The organism is Curtobacterium sp. PhB190, from assembly GCF_004365385.1.
Lineage (GTDB): Bacteria > Actinomycetota > Actinomycetes > Actinomycetales > Microbacteriaceae > Curtobacterium.
The window spans coordinates 101,399-120,065 of sequence record NZ_SODN01000001.1 but is presented as its reverse complement, the minus strand read 5'-3'; the positions used below and the strand labels follow the sequence as shown (position 1 = coordinate 120,065).

At 72.1% G+C, this 18,667-nt stretch carries 13 protein-coding genes; 3 read left to right on the top strand and 10 right to left on the bottom strand.

Annotation, left to right across the window (positions count from 1 at the left end; translation table 11 throughout):
* Positions 1–13 precede the first annotated feature (13 nt).
* On the bottom strand, positions 14–1,255 hold the full coding sequence (hemW, locus tag EDF47_RS00500) for a radical SAM family heme chaperone HemW (RefSeq protein ID WP_123292547.1): 1,242 nt from the start codon (positions 1,253–1,255) through the stop codon (positions 14–16).
* A gap of 28 nt (positions 1,256–1,283) precedes the next feature.
* On the opposite strand from hemW, the gene EDF47_RS00495 reads away from it, so the two are divergent.
* Positions 1,284–1,976: an HAD family hydrolase gene (locus EDF47_RS00495; protein WP_159574057.1), complete on the top strand. Its 693-nt coding sequence runs from the start codon at positions 1,284–1,286 to the stop codon at positions 1,974–1,976.
* Between the two features lie 81 nt (positions 1,977–2,057).
* On the opposite strand, the gene EDF47_RS00490 is transcribed toward EDF47_RS00495, so the two are convergent.
* A complete protein-coding gene (locus EDF47_RS00490) occupies positions 2,058–2,705 on the bottom strand; it encodes a DUF1990 domain-containing protein (RefSeq protein WP_111085748.1) in 648 nt (215 codons plus the stop codon).
* Positions 2,706–2,845: 140 nt separating this feature from the next.
* On the opposite strand from EDF47_RS00490, the gene EDF47_RS00485 reads away from it, so the two are divergent.
* Positions 2,846–3,337 carry a hypothetical protein gene (locus tag EDF47_RS00485; RefSeq protein WP_131878942.1) on the top strand — a complete coding sequence of 164 codons (492 nt, stop codon included), beginning with the start codon at positions 2,846–2,848 and terminating at the stop codon, positions 3,335–3,337.
* Positions 3,338–3,468: 131 nt separating this feature from the next.
* Here the strand turns inward: EDF47_RS00485 and lepA are convergent, their stop codons facing one another.
* Together lepA and EDF47_RS00475 are read right to left on the bottom strand one after the other, a co-directional pair.
* A complete protein-coding gene (gene lepA, locus EDF47_RS00480) occupies positions 3,469–5,316 on the bottom strand; it encodes a translation elongation factor 4 (protein ID WP_123292544.1) in 1,848 nt (615 codons plus the stop codon).
* Positions 5,317–5,460: 144 nt separating this feature from the next.
* Positions 5,461–6,627 (bottom strand): aminotransferase class I/II-fold pyridoxal phosphate-dependent enzyme, encoded by a 1,167-nt coding sequence (locus EDF47_RS00475; protein WP_133938209.1) that lies wholly within the window; start codon positions 6,625–6,627, stop codon positions 5,461–5,463.
* A gap of 200 nt (positions 6,628–6,827) precedes the next feature.
* On the opposite strand from EDF47_RS00475, the gene rpsT reads away from it, so the two are divergent.
* Entirely contained in the window at positions 6,828–7,088 is a 261-nt protein-coding gene (gene rpsT, locus EDF47_RS00470; RefSeq protein ID WP_111085752.1) for a 30S ribosomal protein S20, read from the top strand.
* 225 nt (positions 7,089–7,313) lie between these two features.
* Here rpsT and holA read toward each other — a convergent pair whose 3' ends face one another.
* From holA to cydB, 6 genes are all read right to left on the bottom strand, one after another.
* On the bottom strand, positions 7,314–8,333 hold the full coding sequence (gene holA / locus EDF47_RS00465) for a DNA polymerase III subunit delta (RefSeq protein ID WP_123292542.1): 1,020 nt from the start codon (positions 8,331–8,333) through the stop codon (positions 7,314–7,316).
* 2,455 nt (positions 8,334–10,788) lie between these two features.
* Positions 10,789–11,505 (bottom strand): helix-hairpin-helix domain-containing protein, encoded by a 717-nt coding sequence (locus tag EDF47_RS00450; RefSeq protein ID WP_243833980.1) that lies wholly within the window; start codon positions 11,503–11,505, stop codon positions 10,789–10,791.
* A 211-nt stretch (positions 11,506–11,716) separates the two neighbouring features.
* Positions 11,717–14,257 carry a leucine--tRNA ligase gene (leuS, locus tag EDF47_RS00445; RefSeq protein ID WP_131846233.1) on the bottom strand — a complete coding sequence of 847 codons (2,541 nt, stop codon included), beginning with the start codon at positions 14,255–14,257 and terminating at the stop codon, positions 11,717–11,719.
* A 50-nt stretch (positions 14,258–14,307) separates the two neighbouring features.
* A complete protein-coding gene (gene cydC / locus EDF47_RS00440) occupies positions 14,308–15,996 on the bottom strand; it encodes a thiol reductant ABC exporter subunit CydC (RefSeq protein ID WP_131878950.1) in 1,689 nt (562 codons plus the stop codon).
* Entirely contained in the window at positions 15,993–17,651 is a 1,659-nt protein-coding gene (gene cydD, locus EDF47_RS00435) for a thiol reductant ABC exporter subunit CydD (protein WP_131878952.1), read from the bottom strand. Before cydD ends, cydC begins: the two co-directional genes overlap by 4 nt.
* A gap of 10 nt (positions 17,652–17,661) precedes the next feature.
* A complete protein-coding gene (gene cydB, locus EDF47_RS00430; RefSeq protein ID WP_123340389.1) occupies positions 17,662–18,666 on the bottom strand; it encodes a cytochrome d ubiquinol oxidase subunit II in 1,005 nt (334 codons plus the stop codon).
* Between the last annotated feature and the right edge of the window lies 1 nt (position 18,667).

Below are 18,667 nucleotides of genomic sequence, written 5' to 3'. Positions count from 1 at the left end.
AGCAAGCACAGCGTCAGTCCAGCAGCTCCCGCACCACCGCGTCGGCGAGCAGGCGACCCTGCAGGGTCAGGTCGATGCGTCCCCGCACCGCGGCCGACCCGTCCACGAGACCCCGTGCGATGAGTCCCGCGACCCGGCCACGGGCCTCCTGGCGGATCTCGCTCGTCGCGAGCTCCCCGCGGACGCGTGCGGCGAGGAGCAGGCGCTCGACGTAGCGGGTCTCGTCGTCGATGACCTCGCGCCCGGCGGCCGGCGACTCGCCGGACAGCACCCGGTTCGCGTACGCGGCCGGGTGCTTGACGTTCCACCAGCGGGTGCCGGCGACCGCGGAGTGGGCACCGGGGCCGACACCCCACCAGTCGTGGCCCTTCCAGTACGACAGGTTGTGGCGACTCGCGTGCGCGTCGCCGCGCGCCCAGTTCGACACCTCGTACCAGGAGTACCCGGCGTCGCCGAGCACCTGGTCGGCGAGCTCGTACATGTCGGCGGCCAGGTCGTCGTCGGGGGCCGGGAGCTCCCCGCGCGCCACCATGCGGCCCATCGCGGTGCCGTCCTCGACGATGAGCGAGTACGCCGACACGTGGTCGGGCTCGCAGGCCAGCGCGGCGTCGAGCGAGGTGCGCCAGTCGTCGAGGGACTCCCCCGGTGTCGAGTAGATGAGGTCGAGGGAGACGTCGAGGCCCTGCTGCTTCGCGAGGTCGACGACGACCGGCACGCGCAACGGGTCGTGTGTGCGGTCGAGGGTCGCGAGGACGTGCGGGACCGCGGACTGCATGCCGTAGCTGATCCGGTTGAACCCACCCTCGCGCAGCGTCTGCAACGAGGACGCGTCGACCGAGTCCGGGTTCGCCTCGGTCGTGACCTCGGCGCCGGGCAGGATCCCCCACGTGTCGTCGATGGCCCGCAGGATCATCGCCAGGTCGGACGCCGGCAGCATCGTCGGGGTCCCGCCACCGAAGAACACGGTCGACACGGGCCGGCGCGGGACGCCGGAGCGGTCGAGCACGGTCGCGGCCCACTCGATCTCCCGCACGGCGTGGCCGGCGTAGTCGTCGCGGCGCACGCCGCGGAGCTCGGACGCCGTGTACGTGTTGAAGTCGCAGTAGCCGCAGCGCACCCGGCAGAACGGCACGTGGACGTAGACCCCGAACGGCACGGCCGCAGGGTCGGAACCGGCGGCGGAGCCCGCCGCGGCTCGCGGCACGATCAGTCCGTCAGCGGGTGCCGGATCGGCGATCGGGAGAGCACTCGGCATGGAGTCCATTGTCCGTCATGATGGACGCATGGAGCACCACCCCGTCCCCACCACGGTCCTGTGGGACATCGACGGCACCCTCGTGATGAACGCGTCGTCCCCGGGCAACCTCTACCACCTCGCGCTCGAGCGTGCGGTCGGCCGCGACCTCACCCTGCGCGTCGGGCACCAGCACGGTCGGACCGATGCCGGGCTCATCGCCGAGCACGTCCGTGCGCACGCGTTCGAGGACACGATCATCCCGACGGTCAGCCGCCACCTGCGCGACCTCACCGCCGAGCGGCACGCCTCAGGCGACCACCGGTCCCCCGTCCCCGGCGCCACCGCGCTGCTCACCCGCTTCGCGGAGCTCGGGTGGCGGAACGGCCTGCTCACCGGGAACTCCGAGTACCGCGCACGCGTCAAGCTGGCCGGTGCCGGGTTCGACGAGGGCCTGTTCGACTGGGACCACTCCTACTTCGGCGACACCGAGGTGGAGCGTGCGGACGTCACCACCCGCGCGGCGGCGGAGCTCGCCGGCACCCGTGCCGTGATCGTCGGCGACACCCCGCGTGACGGCGAGGCCGCGGACGCCGCCGGCATCCCCTTCCTGGCGGTCGCCACCGGGGTGTTCGACGTCGAGGCGCTGCGGGTCACCAACGCGGTCACGGTCGCGCGGGACTGCCGGGTCGACGCCGCGCTGATCGAGGACGCCATCGCGGCGTTGCCGCCACTGCGCTGACCCAGCGTGCAAGCGCACAAAGCACACGCACGCAAGCACGCGCACGCAAGCACGCGGGCGCTCGCCAGCACGCGCTCCCCGCTAGTCGCCCCGCAGCGCCGCCAGGTACTGCTCCGCCATCACCTTCTGCTGCCGTCGCAGCAGTGGCGCGACGAACTGCCACTTCCGGCTCGACGGCTGCGAGAACTGCCGGATCTGCAGCCACACGGAACCGTCCGACGTGCGCTCGACGACGAACGACTCCTCGCCGGAGAGCGGGTGCCCCTCGAGCGTGCCGTACGCGAAGCCCTTGCGGTCGTGCTCGTCGATGATCGACACGACCCGCACGGGCGCCTGCACGGTCCGCCCGAAGGCGTGCATCGTGAGCGTCGCCGACGTGCCAGCGGTCACCAGCGGGGTGCCGTCCGGCGCGAACTTCTCGACCCGGGGCGTGCCGATCGAGGCCGGGGCGATCGGGACGCCGTCGTCGTCGAAGGTCACCGGGTTGTACCGGACCTCGTCGTCGTCGGGCTGTTCCTCGACGCGCACGCGGATGCCGCTGCGCTCCTGGATCTGCCACGTCAGGGCCTGCGTCACCGCAGTCTCGAACCGCTGGTCGCCGTGCCCGATCCGGGCACGCGACTCGGTGGGGGTGAACCCCTCGGGCGGGTACGTCATGAGGTCCGACGCCTGGGTCGCCCCCACCGCGCCGTAGGTCAGGGCGGTCCGGTAGCTCCCGCGGATGCTCATGCCGTCAGCCTACTTGCGCCTGCCCCGTCGGATCGAACCGATCACGGCTCAGGTCGCGTCGTCCGGGTCGCGTCGTCCGGTTCGCGTGCACCCCGAACTGGAGGCCCGACTCGCGGCCGCCCCGCCCCTATCGTTGCAGCGTGCCCCGCTCCACCCCCGCGCCCTGGCGGTCCGTCGACCGTCGGACCACGACGCTCGCCGCGCTCACGCTCGTCGCCTTCGGCGCCGCCGCACTCGCGCGTGTCCTGGTCGACGCGACGACGGCGAGCATCGGCTCGTCGACGCGGTACGTCACAGTGCCGGCCGCGCAGTGGGACACCTTCGACACCGCGAACGCGATCGCCGGCGTCGGTGCGTGCTGCGCCGGGGCGGGTGTGCTGCTGTTCGGAGCCACCCTGGTCGTGGCGGTCCGTCGGCACCGCGCGGCGCGACTGCCGCGCCTGCTCGCCGCCGTGACGCTCACGATGGTCGTCGGTGCCGTGCTCGCCGGGATCGCCGCGGGGGCGCAGGACGACTTCGCAGCGGCTGCGGGCTGGACCATCGTGCGGACCGCACTGGCGGGACTGGCCGCCGCGAGCCTCCCGGCCCTCTGCCTGGCCGCCTTGCGGACCCGCGCCGCGCGCCTTCGCTGACGGCGCCCGACCGCGGCTGCCGGCGCCGACCGGCCCGGGCGAACTCTCGCGCCCAGCGACACTTCACGGCCGCCCCGGCGCGTGCGGTGTCGCTCAGCGCGAAACGTCGGAACCCGGCGCGACGCGCGCTACTACTTCTTCTTCTCTTCCACGTCGCCGGAGAGCGCGGCGATGAAGGCTTCCTGCGGGACCTCGACCCGGCCGATGGTCTTCATGCGCTTCTTGCCCTCCTTCTGCTTCTCGAGGAGCTTGCGCTTGCGGGTGATGTCACCGCCGTAGCACTTCGCCAGGACGTCCTTGCGCATCGCGCGGATGCTCTCGCGGGCGATGATCCGCGCGCCGATGGCCGCCTGGATCGGGACCTCGAACTGTTGGCGCGGGATGAGCTTGCGCAGCCGCTCGGTCATCAGCGTGCCGTAGGCGTAGGCCTTGTCGCGGTGCACGATCGCGCTGAACGCGTCGACCTGGTCGCCCTGCAGCAGGATGTCGACCTTGACGAGGTCGGCCGCCTGGTCGCCGATGGGCTCGTAGTCGAGCGACGCGTAGCCCTGCGTCTTGCTCTTCAGCTGGTCGAAGAAGTCGAACACGATCTCGCCGAGGGGCATCTCGTAACGGATCTCGACGCGGTCCTCGCCGAGGTACTCCATGCCGAGCAGCGAGCCGCGGCGCGACTGGCACAGCTCCATGATCGCGCCGACGTAGTCCTTCGGCGCGAGGATCGCCGCGCGGACCATGGGCTCGCGGACCTCGACGATGCGGCCGCCGGGGAACTCGGACGGGTTCGTGACCTCGGTCACGGAGTTGTCCTCGTTCGTGACCTCGTAGATCACGCTGGGCGCGGTCGTGATGAGGTCGAGGCCGAACTCGCGCGAGAGCCGCTCGGTGATGATCTCGAGGTGCAGCAGGCCGAGGAACCCGCAGCGGAAGCCGAAGCCGAGCGCCACGGACGTCTCGGGCTCGTAGACCAGCGCCGCGTCGGAGAGCTTGAGCTTGTCGAGCGCGTCACGGAGGTCCGGGTAGTCCGACCCGTCGATCGGGTACAGGCCCGAGAACACCATCGGCTTCGGGTCCGTGTAGCCGGGCAGGGCCTCGGTCGCGGGCTTCTGCGCACTCGTGACGGTGTCGCCGACCTTGGACTGGCGGACGTCCTTCACGCCGGTGATCAGGTAGCCGACCTCGCCGACGGAGAGCCCCTTCGTCGGGATCGGCTCGGGGCTCGACACCCCGATCTCGAGGATCTCGTGCGTCGACTTGGTCGACATCATCTGGACCTTCTCGCGCGGCTTGATCGAGCCGTCGATCATCCGGATGTACGTGACCACGCCGCGGTAGCTGTCGTAGACCGAGTCGAAGATCATCGCGCGGGGCGCGGCCTCGACGTCGCCGACCGGTGCCGGCACACGCCGGACCACCAGGTCGAGGAGCTCGGGGACACCGACGCCGGTCTTGCCGGAGACGCGCAGGACGTCCTCCGGCTTGCCGCCGATGAGCTGCGCGAGCTCGGCCGCGTACTTCTCGGGTTCGGCCGCCGGCAGGTCGATCTTGTTGAGGACCGGGATGATCTCGAGGTCGTTCTCGAGCGCCAGGTACAGGTTCGCCAGCGTCTGCGCTTCGATGCCCTGGGCGGCGTCGACGAGCAGGATCGCGCCCTCGCACGCTGCCAGGGAACGCGAGACCTCGTACGAGAAGTCGACGTGCCCGGGGGTGTCGATCATGTTGAGCGCGAAGGTCTCACCGTCGAGCTCCCACGGCATGCGGACGGCCTGCGACTTGATCGTGATGCCGCGCTCGCGCTCGATGTCCATGCGGTCGAGGTACTGCGCGCGCATCGCGCGCTCCTCGACGACGCCGGTCATCTGCAGCATGCGGTCGGCCAGCGTGGACTTGCCGTGGTCGATGTGCGCGATGATGCAGAAGTTGCGGATCGCGCCGGCCGGGGTCGCGGCGGGCTCGAGCGGAGCGGATGCTTGTGGGCTCACGGTTCCTCAGGTGGGTCGGACGGTCGGCCCAGTCTCCCATGCTTCACCCGCTCTGGAGGCACGGCGCGGCTGCGCGACGTGCGATGCGGAACGCGGGGCGGGCCTCCCGTGCGTCACCCGCCCCGGTCCGGACGGTCGCCGCCGTCAGACGGAAGCGTGCGCCGGCGCCGGCAACGCGCCCAGGCCGCGCCGCAGGTCGTCAGGGGTGGCGGCCAGGCAGACGCGGATCCAGCCCTCGCCGGTGCGGCCGAACGCGCTGCCGGGCGCGACCGCGACGGCCTCGCGCTGCAGGAGGCCGAGCGCCCACGCCGCGACGTCGCCGTCCGAGGCGTGCGACACGTCGACCCAGAGGTAGAAGGCGCCCCGCGGGTCGAGGTACCGGATCCCGGCGGCGTCGAGGACCTCCTTCGCGACCTCGAGGTTCGCCCGGTAGTGCTCGCGGGCGTCGCGGACCGCGGAGTGGTCCCCCACGATCGCCGCCAGCGCCGCGTACTGGTCGGGCTCGGCGACGCAGCTGATCATCGCCTCCTGCGTGGTGCGCATCGTCGGCCCGAGGCCCTTCGGCGTGACGAGGTACCCGACCCGGACACCCGTCATCGCGTAGGTCTTGCTCAGCGAGAACGCGGAGAACACCCGGTCGTCCTCGTCGAGCGCGGCCAGGCTGACGTGACGGGTGCCGTAGGTGAAGTACTCGTAGACCTCGTCGCTGATCACCCACAGGTCGTGCCGCTTCGCGAAGGAGAGCAGCGCGCGGAGGGTGTCCTCGCTGAACACCGAGCCGAGCGGGTTCGACGGCGAGTTCACCACGAGCACGCGCGTGCGCTCGGTGACGCTCGCCTCGAGTGCCTCGAGGTCGGGTTCGAACCCGTGCTGCGGTTCGAGCCGGTACGGCACCGGCGTGGCCCCGAGGATGTGCGCGTTCATCGTGAAGGTCGTGTAGCCGGGGTCCGGCACCAGGACCTCGTCGCCGGGGCTCAGCGTCAGCGTCATCGCCTGGAACAAGGCCTGCGTCGCACCGATCGTCATCCAGATCTGTTCGAGGTCGGCCTCGATGCGGTTCTCGCGGCGGAGCTTGTCGCGGATCGCCTCGCGCAGGGGTGCGATGCCGCCGTTCGGCGTGTAGTCGGTGCGGTCCTCGGTCCACGCGCGACGGGCCGCGTCGCCGATGTGCGGCGCCACGGCCACGTCCGGTTCACCGATCACGAGCATCGTGACCGCGGTGCCGGCGGACTGCAGCAGCGCTGCCTGCTCGAAGACCCTCCGGATGCCGGAGGCGGGCACGGTGTCGATCCGAGGCGCGAGGGATGGCATGCCCGTCACCGTATCCGGTGCATGTTGCCGCGAGATCACGCCGATCCGGCGGTGTTTCGTGCTTTGGTGGCGGGCCGTTCGCCTGGTAATGTTGGTGGCTGGCTTGCGCGTTCCCCGCCCACGGGTGGAACGCGATGCGACCGAGGGCCCCTCTACCCCGCGGTCGCGCCCACCCGTACGAGACGAAGCAGGAGCTACACATGGCGAACATCAAGTCGCAGATCAAGCGAATCAAGACCAACCTCAAGGCCACCGAGCGCAACAAGGCCTACAAGTCGGAGCTGAAGACGTTCATCCGTCACACCAACGACGCCGTTGCCGCTGGCGACAAGGACAAGGCCGTTGCCGCTCTGGCCACCGCGTCGAAGAAGCTCGACAAGGCCGTGAGCAAGGGTGTCATCCACCGCAACCAGGCCGCGAACCGCAAGTCGGCCATCGCGAAGAAGGTTGCGTCGCTCTGATCTCCTGAGCGCTGCACGAAGGCCCCGCACCGAACGGTGTGGGGCCTTCGTCATGTGCGGGGTGTGTTGGGCGTGGGCGGTGGGCGTCTGGGTGGTGGCGGCGGCGAGCCGCACGCTTCGTGAGCAGAAATGGTCGAGTGCCGGTCGGCACTCGACCATTTCTGCTCACCAAGTGCGCGGGTGTGGGCGCGACGAGCGCGCGACGACCGGGAGGCGCGGGTCGCCTCAGCGCGCCTCGCCGCGTCGGGCGATGGTGCGGACCATGACCTCGAGTGCGTAGTGCGCGTCGCGCGAGCCGCCCTTCACCGCGGTGTCCGCCTCGGCGATGCTCGTGATCGCGTTCGCCAGACCGGTCTCACTCCACGAGGCGACGTCACGCTGCGCGCGCTGCACCTGCCACGGAGCCATGCCGAGCGCCGACGCCGCCTGACCGCTCGGCCCGCGGAACGCGCTGACCTTCGCCATCGTGCGGATCTTGCTCGCGAACGCCGCGACGATCGGCACCGGTGCTTCGCCCGTCGCCAGCGCGTGCCGCAACTCGACGATCGCCGGAGCGGACCGTCCGGCCAGGGCGATGTCGGCCACCTTGAACGCGTTCGTCTCGACGCGGCCGCCGTAGTACTTGTCGACGACCTTGTCGGTGATCTCCTGCGCTTCGTCCGCCAGGAGCTGGCGGCACGCGGCGGCGAGCTCGGCCAGGTCGTCCGCGAAGGCGACCACGAGGGTGCGGACCGCCGACGGCGCGATCTTGCGTCGGGCGGCGCGGAACTCGGCGTTGACGAAGTCGATGCGGTCGGTCTCGCGCTTGAGTTCGTCGCACAGGACCTCGACCCCGCCGCCGACCCCGCTGCGGATCGTGTCGAGCAGCTTCTTGCCACGCACCCCGCCGCCGTGCCGGAGCACCAGGGTGACGTCGTCGGCCGGGGCCTGCAGGTACGAGATGGTCTCGGTGATGAAGGCGTCGGTGCACTTCTCGACGTTGGTGACCCGCACGAGTCGCGGCTCGCCGAACAACGACGGGCTGGCGAGGGTCGCGAGCAGCCCGGGAGCGTACTGGTCGGCCTCGAGGTCGTGCACCTCGAGCGCCGGGTCCTCGCCCACGAGCAGGTCTTTGAGCACACTGCTCGCCCGGTCGGCCAGGAACGCCTCGGGCCCGGTGACGAGCACGACCGGGGCCGGGCGGATCCCCGACCAGGGGACCTGGTCGATCTTCGCTGCGGCGCGCGCGGGCTTCTTGGCGGGCATGCGGTCCTTCCGGTGGTGCCGACCCGGACGGTGCCGGTGCGACGAGTGCTCCGACGATCCTACGGGCGGCCACCGACGGCGTGTGCTCCGTCCACACCCGCAGGTCGTCCGCACCCGTCCGACCCACCACGACGGTGCCGAGTTCGTCGGTCCGGTAGGTGGCGGTCCCCGACGATGCGAGCGTCGACAGCGCCGACCGTGTCGGGTGGCCGTAGGTGTTGTCCGCGCCGACGCCGACGAGTCCGACGCGGGCCGCGAGCTGCCGGTACAGCAGCGGGTCCTGGTCGGCCGAACCGTGGTGCGAGACCTTCACGACGTCGACGGCGCCGTCGGGGAGCGCACTGCCGGAGCGGACCCGACGCTGCGCGGTCTCCCCCAGGTCGCCGAGGAACACCCCGGACAGGCACGTGGGGCAGTCGCCGCCCGGCAGCGGTTCGGTCACGAGCACGATGCTCGCGTCGTTGCCGGCGTCCGGGCTGCCCGCCCGCGGCCACACCACGCGCCAACCGAGCGGCCCGAGCACACCGGACACCCGGTCGTCGGCCTGCCGGACGTCGACGCCGCCGCGCTGCAGGTCCTGCACGACGCGGCTGTCCGACGCACGGCCGACGGGTCCGACGAGCGCCGTGTCGACGATGCCCGCGACCTCGTCGACCGCCCCGACGTGGTCGCGGTCGAAGTGCGTGAGGACGAGCAGGTCGATCCGGCGGACCCGCAGCAGGTCGAGGCAGGCCCGGAGGCGGTCCGGGTCGTCCCCGGTGTCGATCAGTGCCGTGCTGTCGCCGCCACGGACCAGCACGGCGTCACCCTGTCCGACGTCGCACGCCGCGACCGCCCAGTCGCGCGGGACGGTACCGCGCACGACCAGCACGGGTACCGCGACGGCGGCGACACCGACCACGACGACGACTCCCGCGACGAGCAGCAGGCGGCTCCGCACCATCGGAGTGCTCAGCACGGCGACCGCGAGGCACGCGCTGACGACCACGGCGCCGACCACCCCGACGGTCCCACCCGGCCACGGCGCCGACGCGTACGGCAGCAGCGCTGCGCCGTGGGCGATGCCGCCGACCGCCGACGCGGGGGCCCAGGCGACGGCTGCCAGCACCGACCCACCCCACGGCCAGACCGGCGCGAGCAGACACACACCGAGGCCGACGACGGTGACGATCGGTGCCAGGGGCTCGGCGAGCAGGTTCGCCGGCACCGCGTAGGTCGGCAGCGCCGCGGACAGCGGGATCGTCACGGGCCAGCAGGCGACCTGCGCCGCTACCGGCACGGCGAGGGCAGCGGCCGCCGGGTTCCACAGCCGTCGGGCGAGGAGCGTGGTGAGCGGTGGTCCGAGCACCACGATGCCGGTCGTGGCGAGCACCGACAGCGCGAACCCGAACGACTGCGCGAACCAGGGGTCGACCACCAGCATGCCGATCGCGGCCAGGGCGATGAGGGGCACGCCACGCACGGGGCGGCCGGACAGGTGCACGACCAGCACGACGACCGCCATCACCGTGGCCCGGACGATCGACGGGTCTGGCCGTACGAGCACCACGAACGCGAGCAGCACGGCGACGGCCGACGCCGCCCGGAGCCCCCGAGGCACCCCGCAGAGTCGCCCGACCACCACGACGAGGCCGACGATCACCGCGCAGTTCGCCCCGGACACCGCGGTCAGGTGGGTCAGCGCCGAGGTCTCCATCGCTGCCTCGGTCGCGGCGTCGAGGCCGGACCGGTCGCCGATCGCCAGGCCTCGCAGGAGCGCGGCCCCGGGCTCGGGCAGGTCCGCCGTCGCACGGACGAAGGCCCGACGCGCGGTGTCGGTGGCTCCGAGCAGTCCCCCGGGTGGCTCAGTGGCGGGCACACCCCGGAGGAACAGCACGAACGCGGTCGCGGAACCGGGGAGGTCGGCCTCGATCGTCCCGGTGCCGGTCACCCGCGTGCCCGCGGCCAGCACGCGGTCGTCATCGTCACCCGGCGGGACGAGCGCACCGTCGCCCGGCGGGACGAGCCGGACCGGTACCCGGAGCGCACGCTCCGTGTCGGCACGCTCGAGCGTCGCGAGCACGGAGCGGTCACCCGGGCCCAGGTCGCGCGACAGGACTGCGTCGAACGAGACGGTGCCCGGTCCGGAGGCGAGTGCCCGGAGCACCTCCGGCGTCCGTCGGGTCTCCCCCACGGTGACCGACACCGCGAGCAACGCGGTCAGCGCCGCCGCGACGAGCACCGGGCCGGCACCGGCGGTCACGGTGCGGCAGCGACGGCCCGAGCGACGACGACCAGCGACGACCGCACTCCCTCCGGCGAGCACGGCCAGTACGGCCAGCACGGCGGCCACGATCCCGACCACCGGCGCTGCCGTCGGTCCCCCGACGAGCACGGTCGTCACGATCCAGGCGATCGCCACCGGCACCGCAACCCGCAGGTCCGTCGCACTGGGTCGCAGCTGCAGGGGCACGGCTCAGACCCGCACGCGGTCACGCAGCTCCGCGAACCGGACGTCGCCGATGCCGCTGACGTCGAGCAGGTCCTCGACCGCGGTGAACCGGCCGTGTTCGTCGCGCCAGGCGAGGATCCGGCCGGCCAAGCCCGGGCCGATGCCGGGCAGGGTCTCGAGCGCAGCCTGGTCGGCGCTGTTCAGGTCGACGACGGAGTCGGCGCCGGTTCCCGAGGCAGCCGCGGCACCCGTACTGCTGCCCCCGCTGCTGCCCGCCGCGGCCGCACCGCCGTCGACCGGATCGAGCGCCGCCGGCACCTCGTCCTCGCCCACGCGCGGCACGTACAGCCGCTCGCCGTCGGTCAGGACCCGTGCCAGGTTCAGTCGGTCGAGGTCCGCGTCCGCCGTCGCGCCGCCGGCCCGCTCGATCGCGTCGGTGACCCGGCTCGACGGCGGCAGGCGCACCACGCCGTCGCGCTCGACCGCCCCGAGCACGTGCACCACCACACGCGCCGCACCAGACCCAGCGGTCGGCACCCCGGCGGTGGGCGCACCAGCGGTCGGCACCCCGGCAGTCGGCGCGCCGGCGGTGGGCGCATTACTGACGACGACCCCGCCCGCGCCGGCACCACCACGCCCCGTCAGCGACCCGACCAGGACCACCACCAGCGCCACAGCCACGACGACCCCGGCCAGCACCACCGCGGCCCGCGGCGACAGCACCAGTCGCGACCAGGGCACGCGTCCCGATGCGGGCGCGCCGTCCACTGACCGAGGGTCCGGTGACGATGGCGACGACATGCCCCGAACGCTACGGAGCCCGGCCGATCGGCCGGGCTCCGGAATGCTGGTCTGTGGACAGGTGCGTCGGACGCCCACCCTGTGGACGGCCAGACGCCCACCCTGTGGACGGCCAGACGCCCACCCTGTGGACGGCCGCGCCGCCCGAGGACTACCCCTTGATGGCGATGTTCACGAGCTTCGGCGCCCGCACGATGACCTTCACGATCTCGCGGTCACCGATGTACCGCTGCACGTTCGCCGAGTTCCGCGCGAGTTCCTCGAGCTCGGACGGCTCGATCGACTTCGACACCTCGAACGAGTCGCGCACCTTGCCGTTGACCTGCACGACGGCGGTGAGGGTCTCCTGCACCAGCAGCGTCGGGTCGGCCTTCCGCCAACCGTGCAGCGCGACGGTGGCCTCGTACCCGAGCTGCTCCCACATCTCCTCGCCGGTGTACGGCGCGAACACGGCGAGGCCGAGCGTGACGGTCTCGACGGCTTCGCGCACGGCGGGGTCGGCGGCACCGGGGCCGCTGTCGATCGCCTTGCGGGTCACGTTGACCAGGTCCATGAGCCGCGCGATCACGACGTTGAACTTGAACGACTCCATCAGGCCCGGCGCATCGGCCAGGAACCGGTGCGTCACCTGGCGCAGGGCGCGGTCGCCCTCGGCCCAGACGACGTCGGGGGTCGACGTGACGTCGGTCGCCAAGCGGTAGGCGCGGGCCAGGAAGCGTGCCGAGGCGGACGGCGAGACGTCCTCCCAGTTGATGTCGTCCTCGGGCGGGCCGGCGAAGCCCATCACCAGGCGGATCGCGTCGACGCCGTTCGCGTCGAGCTCGTCACCGAGCGAGACGCCGCCCTTGGACTTCGACATCTTCGAACCGCCGGACAGCACCATGCCCTGGTTGAGCAGTGCCGAGAACGGCTCGGTGAAGTCGAGGTAACCGAGGTCGAAGAGCACCTTGGTGACGAAGCGCGCGTACAGCAGGTGCAGGATCGCGTGCTCGATCCCGCCGATGTACTGGTCGACCGGCGCCCACTTGCGGGCGACCGCGGGGTCGAACGCCTGGGTGTCGTCGTTCGCCGCCAGGAAGCGCAGGAAGTACCACGACGAGTCGACGAAGGTGTCCATCGTGTCGGTGTCACGGAGCGCGGGCGTACCGTCGACGGGGTTCGGGACGTTGACCCAGTCGGTCGCTCCGCCGAGCGGCGAGGTGCCCTTGGGCTTGAGGTCGAGCCCCTCGGTGTCGGGCAGCCGCACCGGCAGCTGGTCGAGCGGCACGGGGTGCTCGCTGCCGTCGGCGCCGTGGATGATCGGGATCGGCGTGCCCCAGAAGCGCTGGCGCGAGATGAGCCAGTCGCGCAGGCGGTAGGTCTTGGCGGCGCGACCGGTCCCGCGCTCCTCGAGCAGGGAGATCGCGGCGGTGATCGCGTGCTGCTTCGACATGCCGTCGAGGGGGCCGGAGTTCATCATCCGGCCCTGACCCGTCAGTGCCTCGCCCGTGGTGGCGGGGTTGAGGTCGGGCAGCTCGGTGTCCTCGGTGATCACCGGGATCGCTCCGGTGACCGCGGCGTTGGTGTCGACGACGACCTTCACGGGCAGGTCGAACGCCCGGGCGAAGTCGAGGTCGCGCTGGTCGTGCGCCGGGACGGCCATGACGGCGCCGTGACCGTAGTCGGCCAGCACGTAGTCGGCGGCCCAGATGGGCAGGCGCTCCCCCGTCAGCGGGTGGATCGCGAAACGGCCGAGCGGCACACCGGTCTTCGGGCGGTCCGCGTTCTGCCGGTCGATCTCCGACGTCTTCTGGGTGGCGACGAGGTAGGCATCGAAGTCCGCACGGACGGAGGAGGACGCTGAAGCGACCAGCGACGCCGCCAGGTCCGAGTCCGGTGCGACGACGAGGAACGTCACGCCGTGGATCGTGTCGGGACGCGTCGTGAACACCGTGACGGGCTCGTCACGGCCCTCGATGACGAAGTCGACGTCGGCGCCGACCGACCGGCCGATCCAGTTGCGCTGCTGCGCGATGACCTTGGCGGGCCACCGTCCCTCGAGCTGGTTGAGGTCGTCGAGCAGGCGGTCGGCGTACTCCGTGATCTTGAAGTACCACTGCGTGAGCTTCTTCTTGACGACGACGGCGCCGGAGCGGTCCGAGGTGCCGTCGGGCAGGACCTGCTCGTTCGCGAGCACGGTCTGGTCCACCGGGTCCCAGTTGACCCAGCTGTCCTTGCGGTACGCCAGGCCCTTCTCGTACATCTTCAGGAACAGCCACTGGTTCCACTTGTAGTACTCGGGGTCCGAGGTGTGGATCTCGGTGCTCCAGTCGAACGACGGCGCGTAGCGCTTGAAGGACGCCTTCTGCTGCGCGATGTTCGCGTAGGTCCAGTCCTTCGGGTCCACCCCGCGCTTGATCGCGGCGTTCTCGGCGGGCAGACCGAAGGAGTCCCAGCCGATGGGGTGCAGGACGTTGAAGCCCTGCTGGCGCCAGTAGCGCGCCACGAAGTCGCCGAGGGCCCAGTTCTCGGCGTGCCCCATGTGGAGGTCGCCGGACGGGTACGGGAACATCTCGAGGATGTACTTGCGCGGACGCGTGTCGTCCAGGTCGGTGGTGAAGAGCCCGAGCTCTTCCCAGCGGGGCTGCCACTTCTCCTGGATACGACGGAAGTCGTAGGCGTTCGGGTCCTCGGCGTGCTGCTCGGTGGTCACGGACGTCAACGATACAAGCCGGGAGGCCCGTCCAGCGTCCGCCTGTCGGGTCATCCGACGAGCAGGCGGCCGGCGGCCATCCGCAGGGTGCGGTCGACCAGGTCCGCCCGGACCGGCACGTGCGACACGATCACGACCGTCCGTCCCGCTGCGCGCGCCGTCGTGACGAGGTCGTGCAGGACGGCGTCGCCGAGGTCCGGGTCGATGTCGGCCGTGGGTTCGTCGAGCACGAGCACCGGGAACGCGTGCAGGAGCGCGCGCGCCAGGGCGAGCCGGTGCGCCTGTCCGCCGGAGACGAGGCCACCGCGCTCCCCCACCGACGCATCGAGCCCGCCGCGACGTCCGACCCACTCGCCGAGGCCGACCCGGTCGAGCACGGCGAGCAGCTCGTCGTCGGTCGCGGTCTCGCGGGCGAACAGCAGGTTCTGTCGGACGGACTGGTCGAAGACGAACGGGTCCTGCTCGATGAGCCCGATGCGGGCACGGACGGCGTCGGGGTGCATGTCCTTCGCCGAGACCCCGTCGAGCGTGTACGAGCCCTGGTGGTCGACGAACCGGACGAGCGCGTCGACGAGGGTGGACTTCCCCGCGCCGCTCGGCCCTTCGAGCACGACGACCTCGCCGGGGTGCAGGTCGAGCGAGACCCCGTCGACCGCCGGCGTCGTGGCTCCGGGCCACTGCACGGTCAGGTCGCGCACCGCCACGGTGACCGGACCGGACACCGCCAGTTCGGCCGGGTCGGCGTCCTGCTCGGGTTCGGGCACGATGCCCGCGGGCACCCGTGCCGGGACGACCTGCTCGACCCGCTCGGCGGCGGCGCGCACCCGGCGCAGCGTGAGGACGGCGAGCGGGACCCCGCCGACGACCTCGAACAGGGCGAGCGGCACGAACACGGTCAGTGCCCAGAGCGGTCCGTCGAGCGCCCCGGACACCACGGCGGGTGCACCGACGGCCAGGATCCCGATGACCGCGCCGCCGCCGACCAGCCCGACCAGGGCACCGACGAGCGCCTCGACCGTGCCACGGCGGCGCACCGCACGGGTGACGCCGGCGTCGAGACGGGCGATGTGCGCCAGCCGCTCGTCGAGGGTGCCGTAGGCCGCGAACACGTCGAGCGTCCGCACGGTGTCGAGCACGAGGTCGGCGACCCGACCACGGTCCGCCGCGGTCTCACGGTCGGAGCGCTCGGCGATCGACCCCGTCACGACCGACCCGAGCAGCGCCGCGACCGCCAGGCCGAGCACGAGCACGAGGGCGGCCGGCACCGACACGATCGCCACCGCGACGACGGACAGCAGGGCGACGACCCCGGCGGACACCAGCGGCCCGACGACGCGGATGGGCAGGTCCTGCAGCCGGTCGGTGTCGGTGACCAGGCGGGTCATCAGGTCGCCACGGCCGGTGCTGCCGAGCCCTGCCGGTGCGACCGAGGCGAGCCGCCGGTACATCTCGGTGCGCACCACCGCGAGCTGCCGGAAGGACGCGTCGTGCCCGGCGAGCCGGTCGACGTAGCGCAGCGCCGCACGCCCGAGTGCGAACGCCCGCACGCCGACCATCACGAGGGTCAGGTAGAGGATCGGCGGGTGCTCCGCGGCACGGGTGATGAGGTAGCCGCTCGCGGCGAGGAGCGCCACGGCGCAGACCGCACTGAGCGCGCCGGCGGCGACCGCCTTCGCCCAACCCGACCCGTGGGGCATCGCGAGGCGCAGGACCGACGCGCCACGAGCCTCCCGGCTCATGCGCGCACCCCCGTCCGGACGGTGACCGACCCACCGGTGCCGATGTCGACCCGGACGTCGGCCGCGGCCACGACCGCCGGTCGGTGGCTGGCCACCACGACGACCGCGCCGTCGGCCGCCAGGCCGCGGATCGCGGCGACGACGTGGGCCTCGGCCTCGGCGTCGAGCGCCGACGTCGGTTCGTCGAGCAGGACCAACGGCGTGCCGACGCGGCGGGCGCGGTACAGCGCCCGCGCGACGGCGACGCGCTGCGCCTGGCCGCCGGACAGTCCGCTGCCGCCGGCGCCGATCGGGAGGCCCGGGTCGACCCCCAGCCCCGCGTCGCGCAACGCGGTCTGGACGTCCACGGCGTCGGGGGTCGCGCTGAGCGCGACGTTCTCGGCGACGGTCCCGCGCACGAGGCGGGGTCGCTGATCGGCCCAGGTGGTGCGGCCGGCGGCGGTCGTACCGGCGGCGCCCGGGACGACCACGGTGCCGTCGTGCGGCAGGACGCCGCGGAGTGCGGCGATGACGCTCGACTTGCCCGAGCCGCTCGGACCGGCGAGCACGACGACGGTGCCGGGGTCGGCGTGCAGGTCGAGCGGGCCGATCACCACGTCGGGCCGGCGGACGGTCAGACCGTGCACGGCCAGCGCCGCGGCAGCCGGAGCGGTCGCCGCGGGGTCCGTGTCGTGGTGCGGCGCGGGCTCCGTGTCGTCGTCGAGGACGTCGAGGACCGCTGCCGATGCCTCGACGCCGTCCTGGGCGGCGTGGAAGTCCGCGCCGACCTGGCGGATGGGGGCGAACGCCTCGGGGGCGAGCACCAGGACGAACATCGCGGCGCCGAGCCCGAGCGAGCCGTCGACCAGCCGGATGCCGATCGACACCGCGACGAGGGCGACGGACAGGCTCGCGGCGAGCTCGAGCGCGAACCCGCTGACGAACGACAGCCGGAGCACCCCGAGCGTGCCGCGACGGTACTCGTCCGTGACGGCGCCGATGCGGCCGACCTGGCGCCGGGCGCGACCGAACACCTTGAGGGTGGCCAGGCCCTCGACGGCCTCGAGGAAGGCACCGCCGAGCTTGGCGAGGGCATCGGACTGCTTCCGCTGCAACGACTGGGTCGCGAGTCCGATCAGGATCATGAACACCGGGATGACCGGCAGGGCGAACAGGATGATCAGCCCGCTCGTCAGGTCACCGAGGCCGATCGCGACCAGCAGCAGCGGTGTGGCGATCGCGGTGAGTGCGAGCTGCGGCAGGTAGCGACCGAAGTAGGCGTCGAGCGCGTCGAGGCCCGGCCCGAGGGTGGTGGCGAACCCCGCACTCGACCGGCCCGCCAGCCAGGACGGACCCCGCTCGGCGGCGCGGGCGAGCACCGTGGTGCGCATCTCGCTCTTCACCTTCGCCGCGGCGCGGGCGGCCAGGTCGTCGGTCGCCCAGGCCGCCACGGCACGGAGCACGAACGCGCCGCCCAGCAGCGCGAGCGCCTGCCCGAAGGCGCCCGGGACACTGCCGTCCTGGACCGCGTCGATGCCGAGGGTCACGGCGGCGGCGATCCCCCACGCGATCGCGATGGTCGCGACCGTGCGGAGGACGCCGGTGCCGGCGGCCGCGACGATGAAGCCGCGCGCCGTCCGCGACAGGCGCAGGAGTCGCGGGTCGAGCGGCTTCACCGTCGCCTGCCTAGTGCGCGGCCTGGGTGACCTGGGCCCGCGAGACACGCTTGCGGAACACCCAGTACGTCCAGGCCTGGTACGCGAACACGAGGGGCACGAAGATCAGCGCCACCCAGCTCATCACCGTCAGCGTGTACGAACCGCTCGAGGCGTTGTACACGTTCAGGCTGTTCGCCGGGTCGTTGGTGGCGGGCATGACGTCCGGGAAGATCGCCGTGAACATGGCGAGCACGATCGCGGCGATGGTGACGGCCATGAGCGTGAACGCCCGGCCCTCCTTGCCCCAGGCGTTGCACAGCACGGCCAGGACGAGCGCGAGTGCCGCGACCACCGAGAGCACGAGCGAGGCAGGGGTCGCCCGGACGAACGCCATCCAGACCAGGAACGCGGCACCGACGACGATCGTCAGGATGCCGGCCCGGGTCGCCAGGCGCTTCGCCCGCTCGCGGATCTCGCCCTCGGTCTTCAGCGCCACGAACACGACGCCGTGCGTGAAGAACACCAGCAGCGTCGCCACGCCGGTCAGGAGCGCGAACGGGTTGAGCAGGTCGAAGAGCGTGCCCGTGTAGTTGTGCCCGGAGTCCATCGGGATCCCGCGGACGACGTTGCCGAACGCGACGCCCCAGAGGAACGACGGCAGGGCAGAGCCGACGATGATCATCAGGTCGAAGCGACGCTTCCACTCGAGGTGCTTGTTCTGGTGGCGGTACTCGAACGAGACACCGCGCAGGATCAGCGCCGCGAGGATGAGCAGCAGCGCCAGGTAGAACCCGGAGAACATCGTCGCGTACCACTCGGGGAACGCCGCGAACAGGCAGGCGCCGGCGACGATGACCCACGTCTCGTTGAGGTCCCAGACCGGGCCGATCGTGTTGATGAGCACCCGACGGTCGGTGTCGTCCTTGCCCAGGAAGGGCAGGGACATGCCGACCCCGAAGTCGAAGCCGTCGAGGACGAAGTAGCCGACGAAGAACACGCCGACGATCGCGAACCAGAGGACAGGCAGATCCATC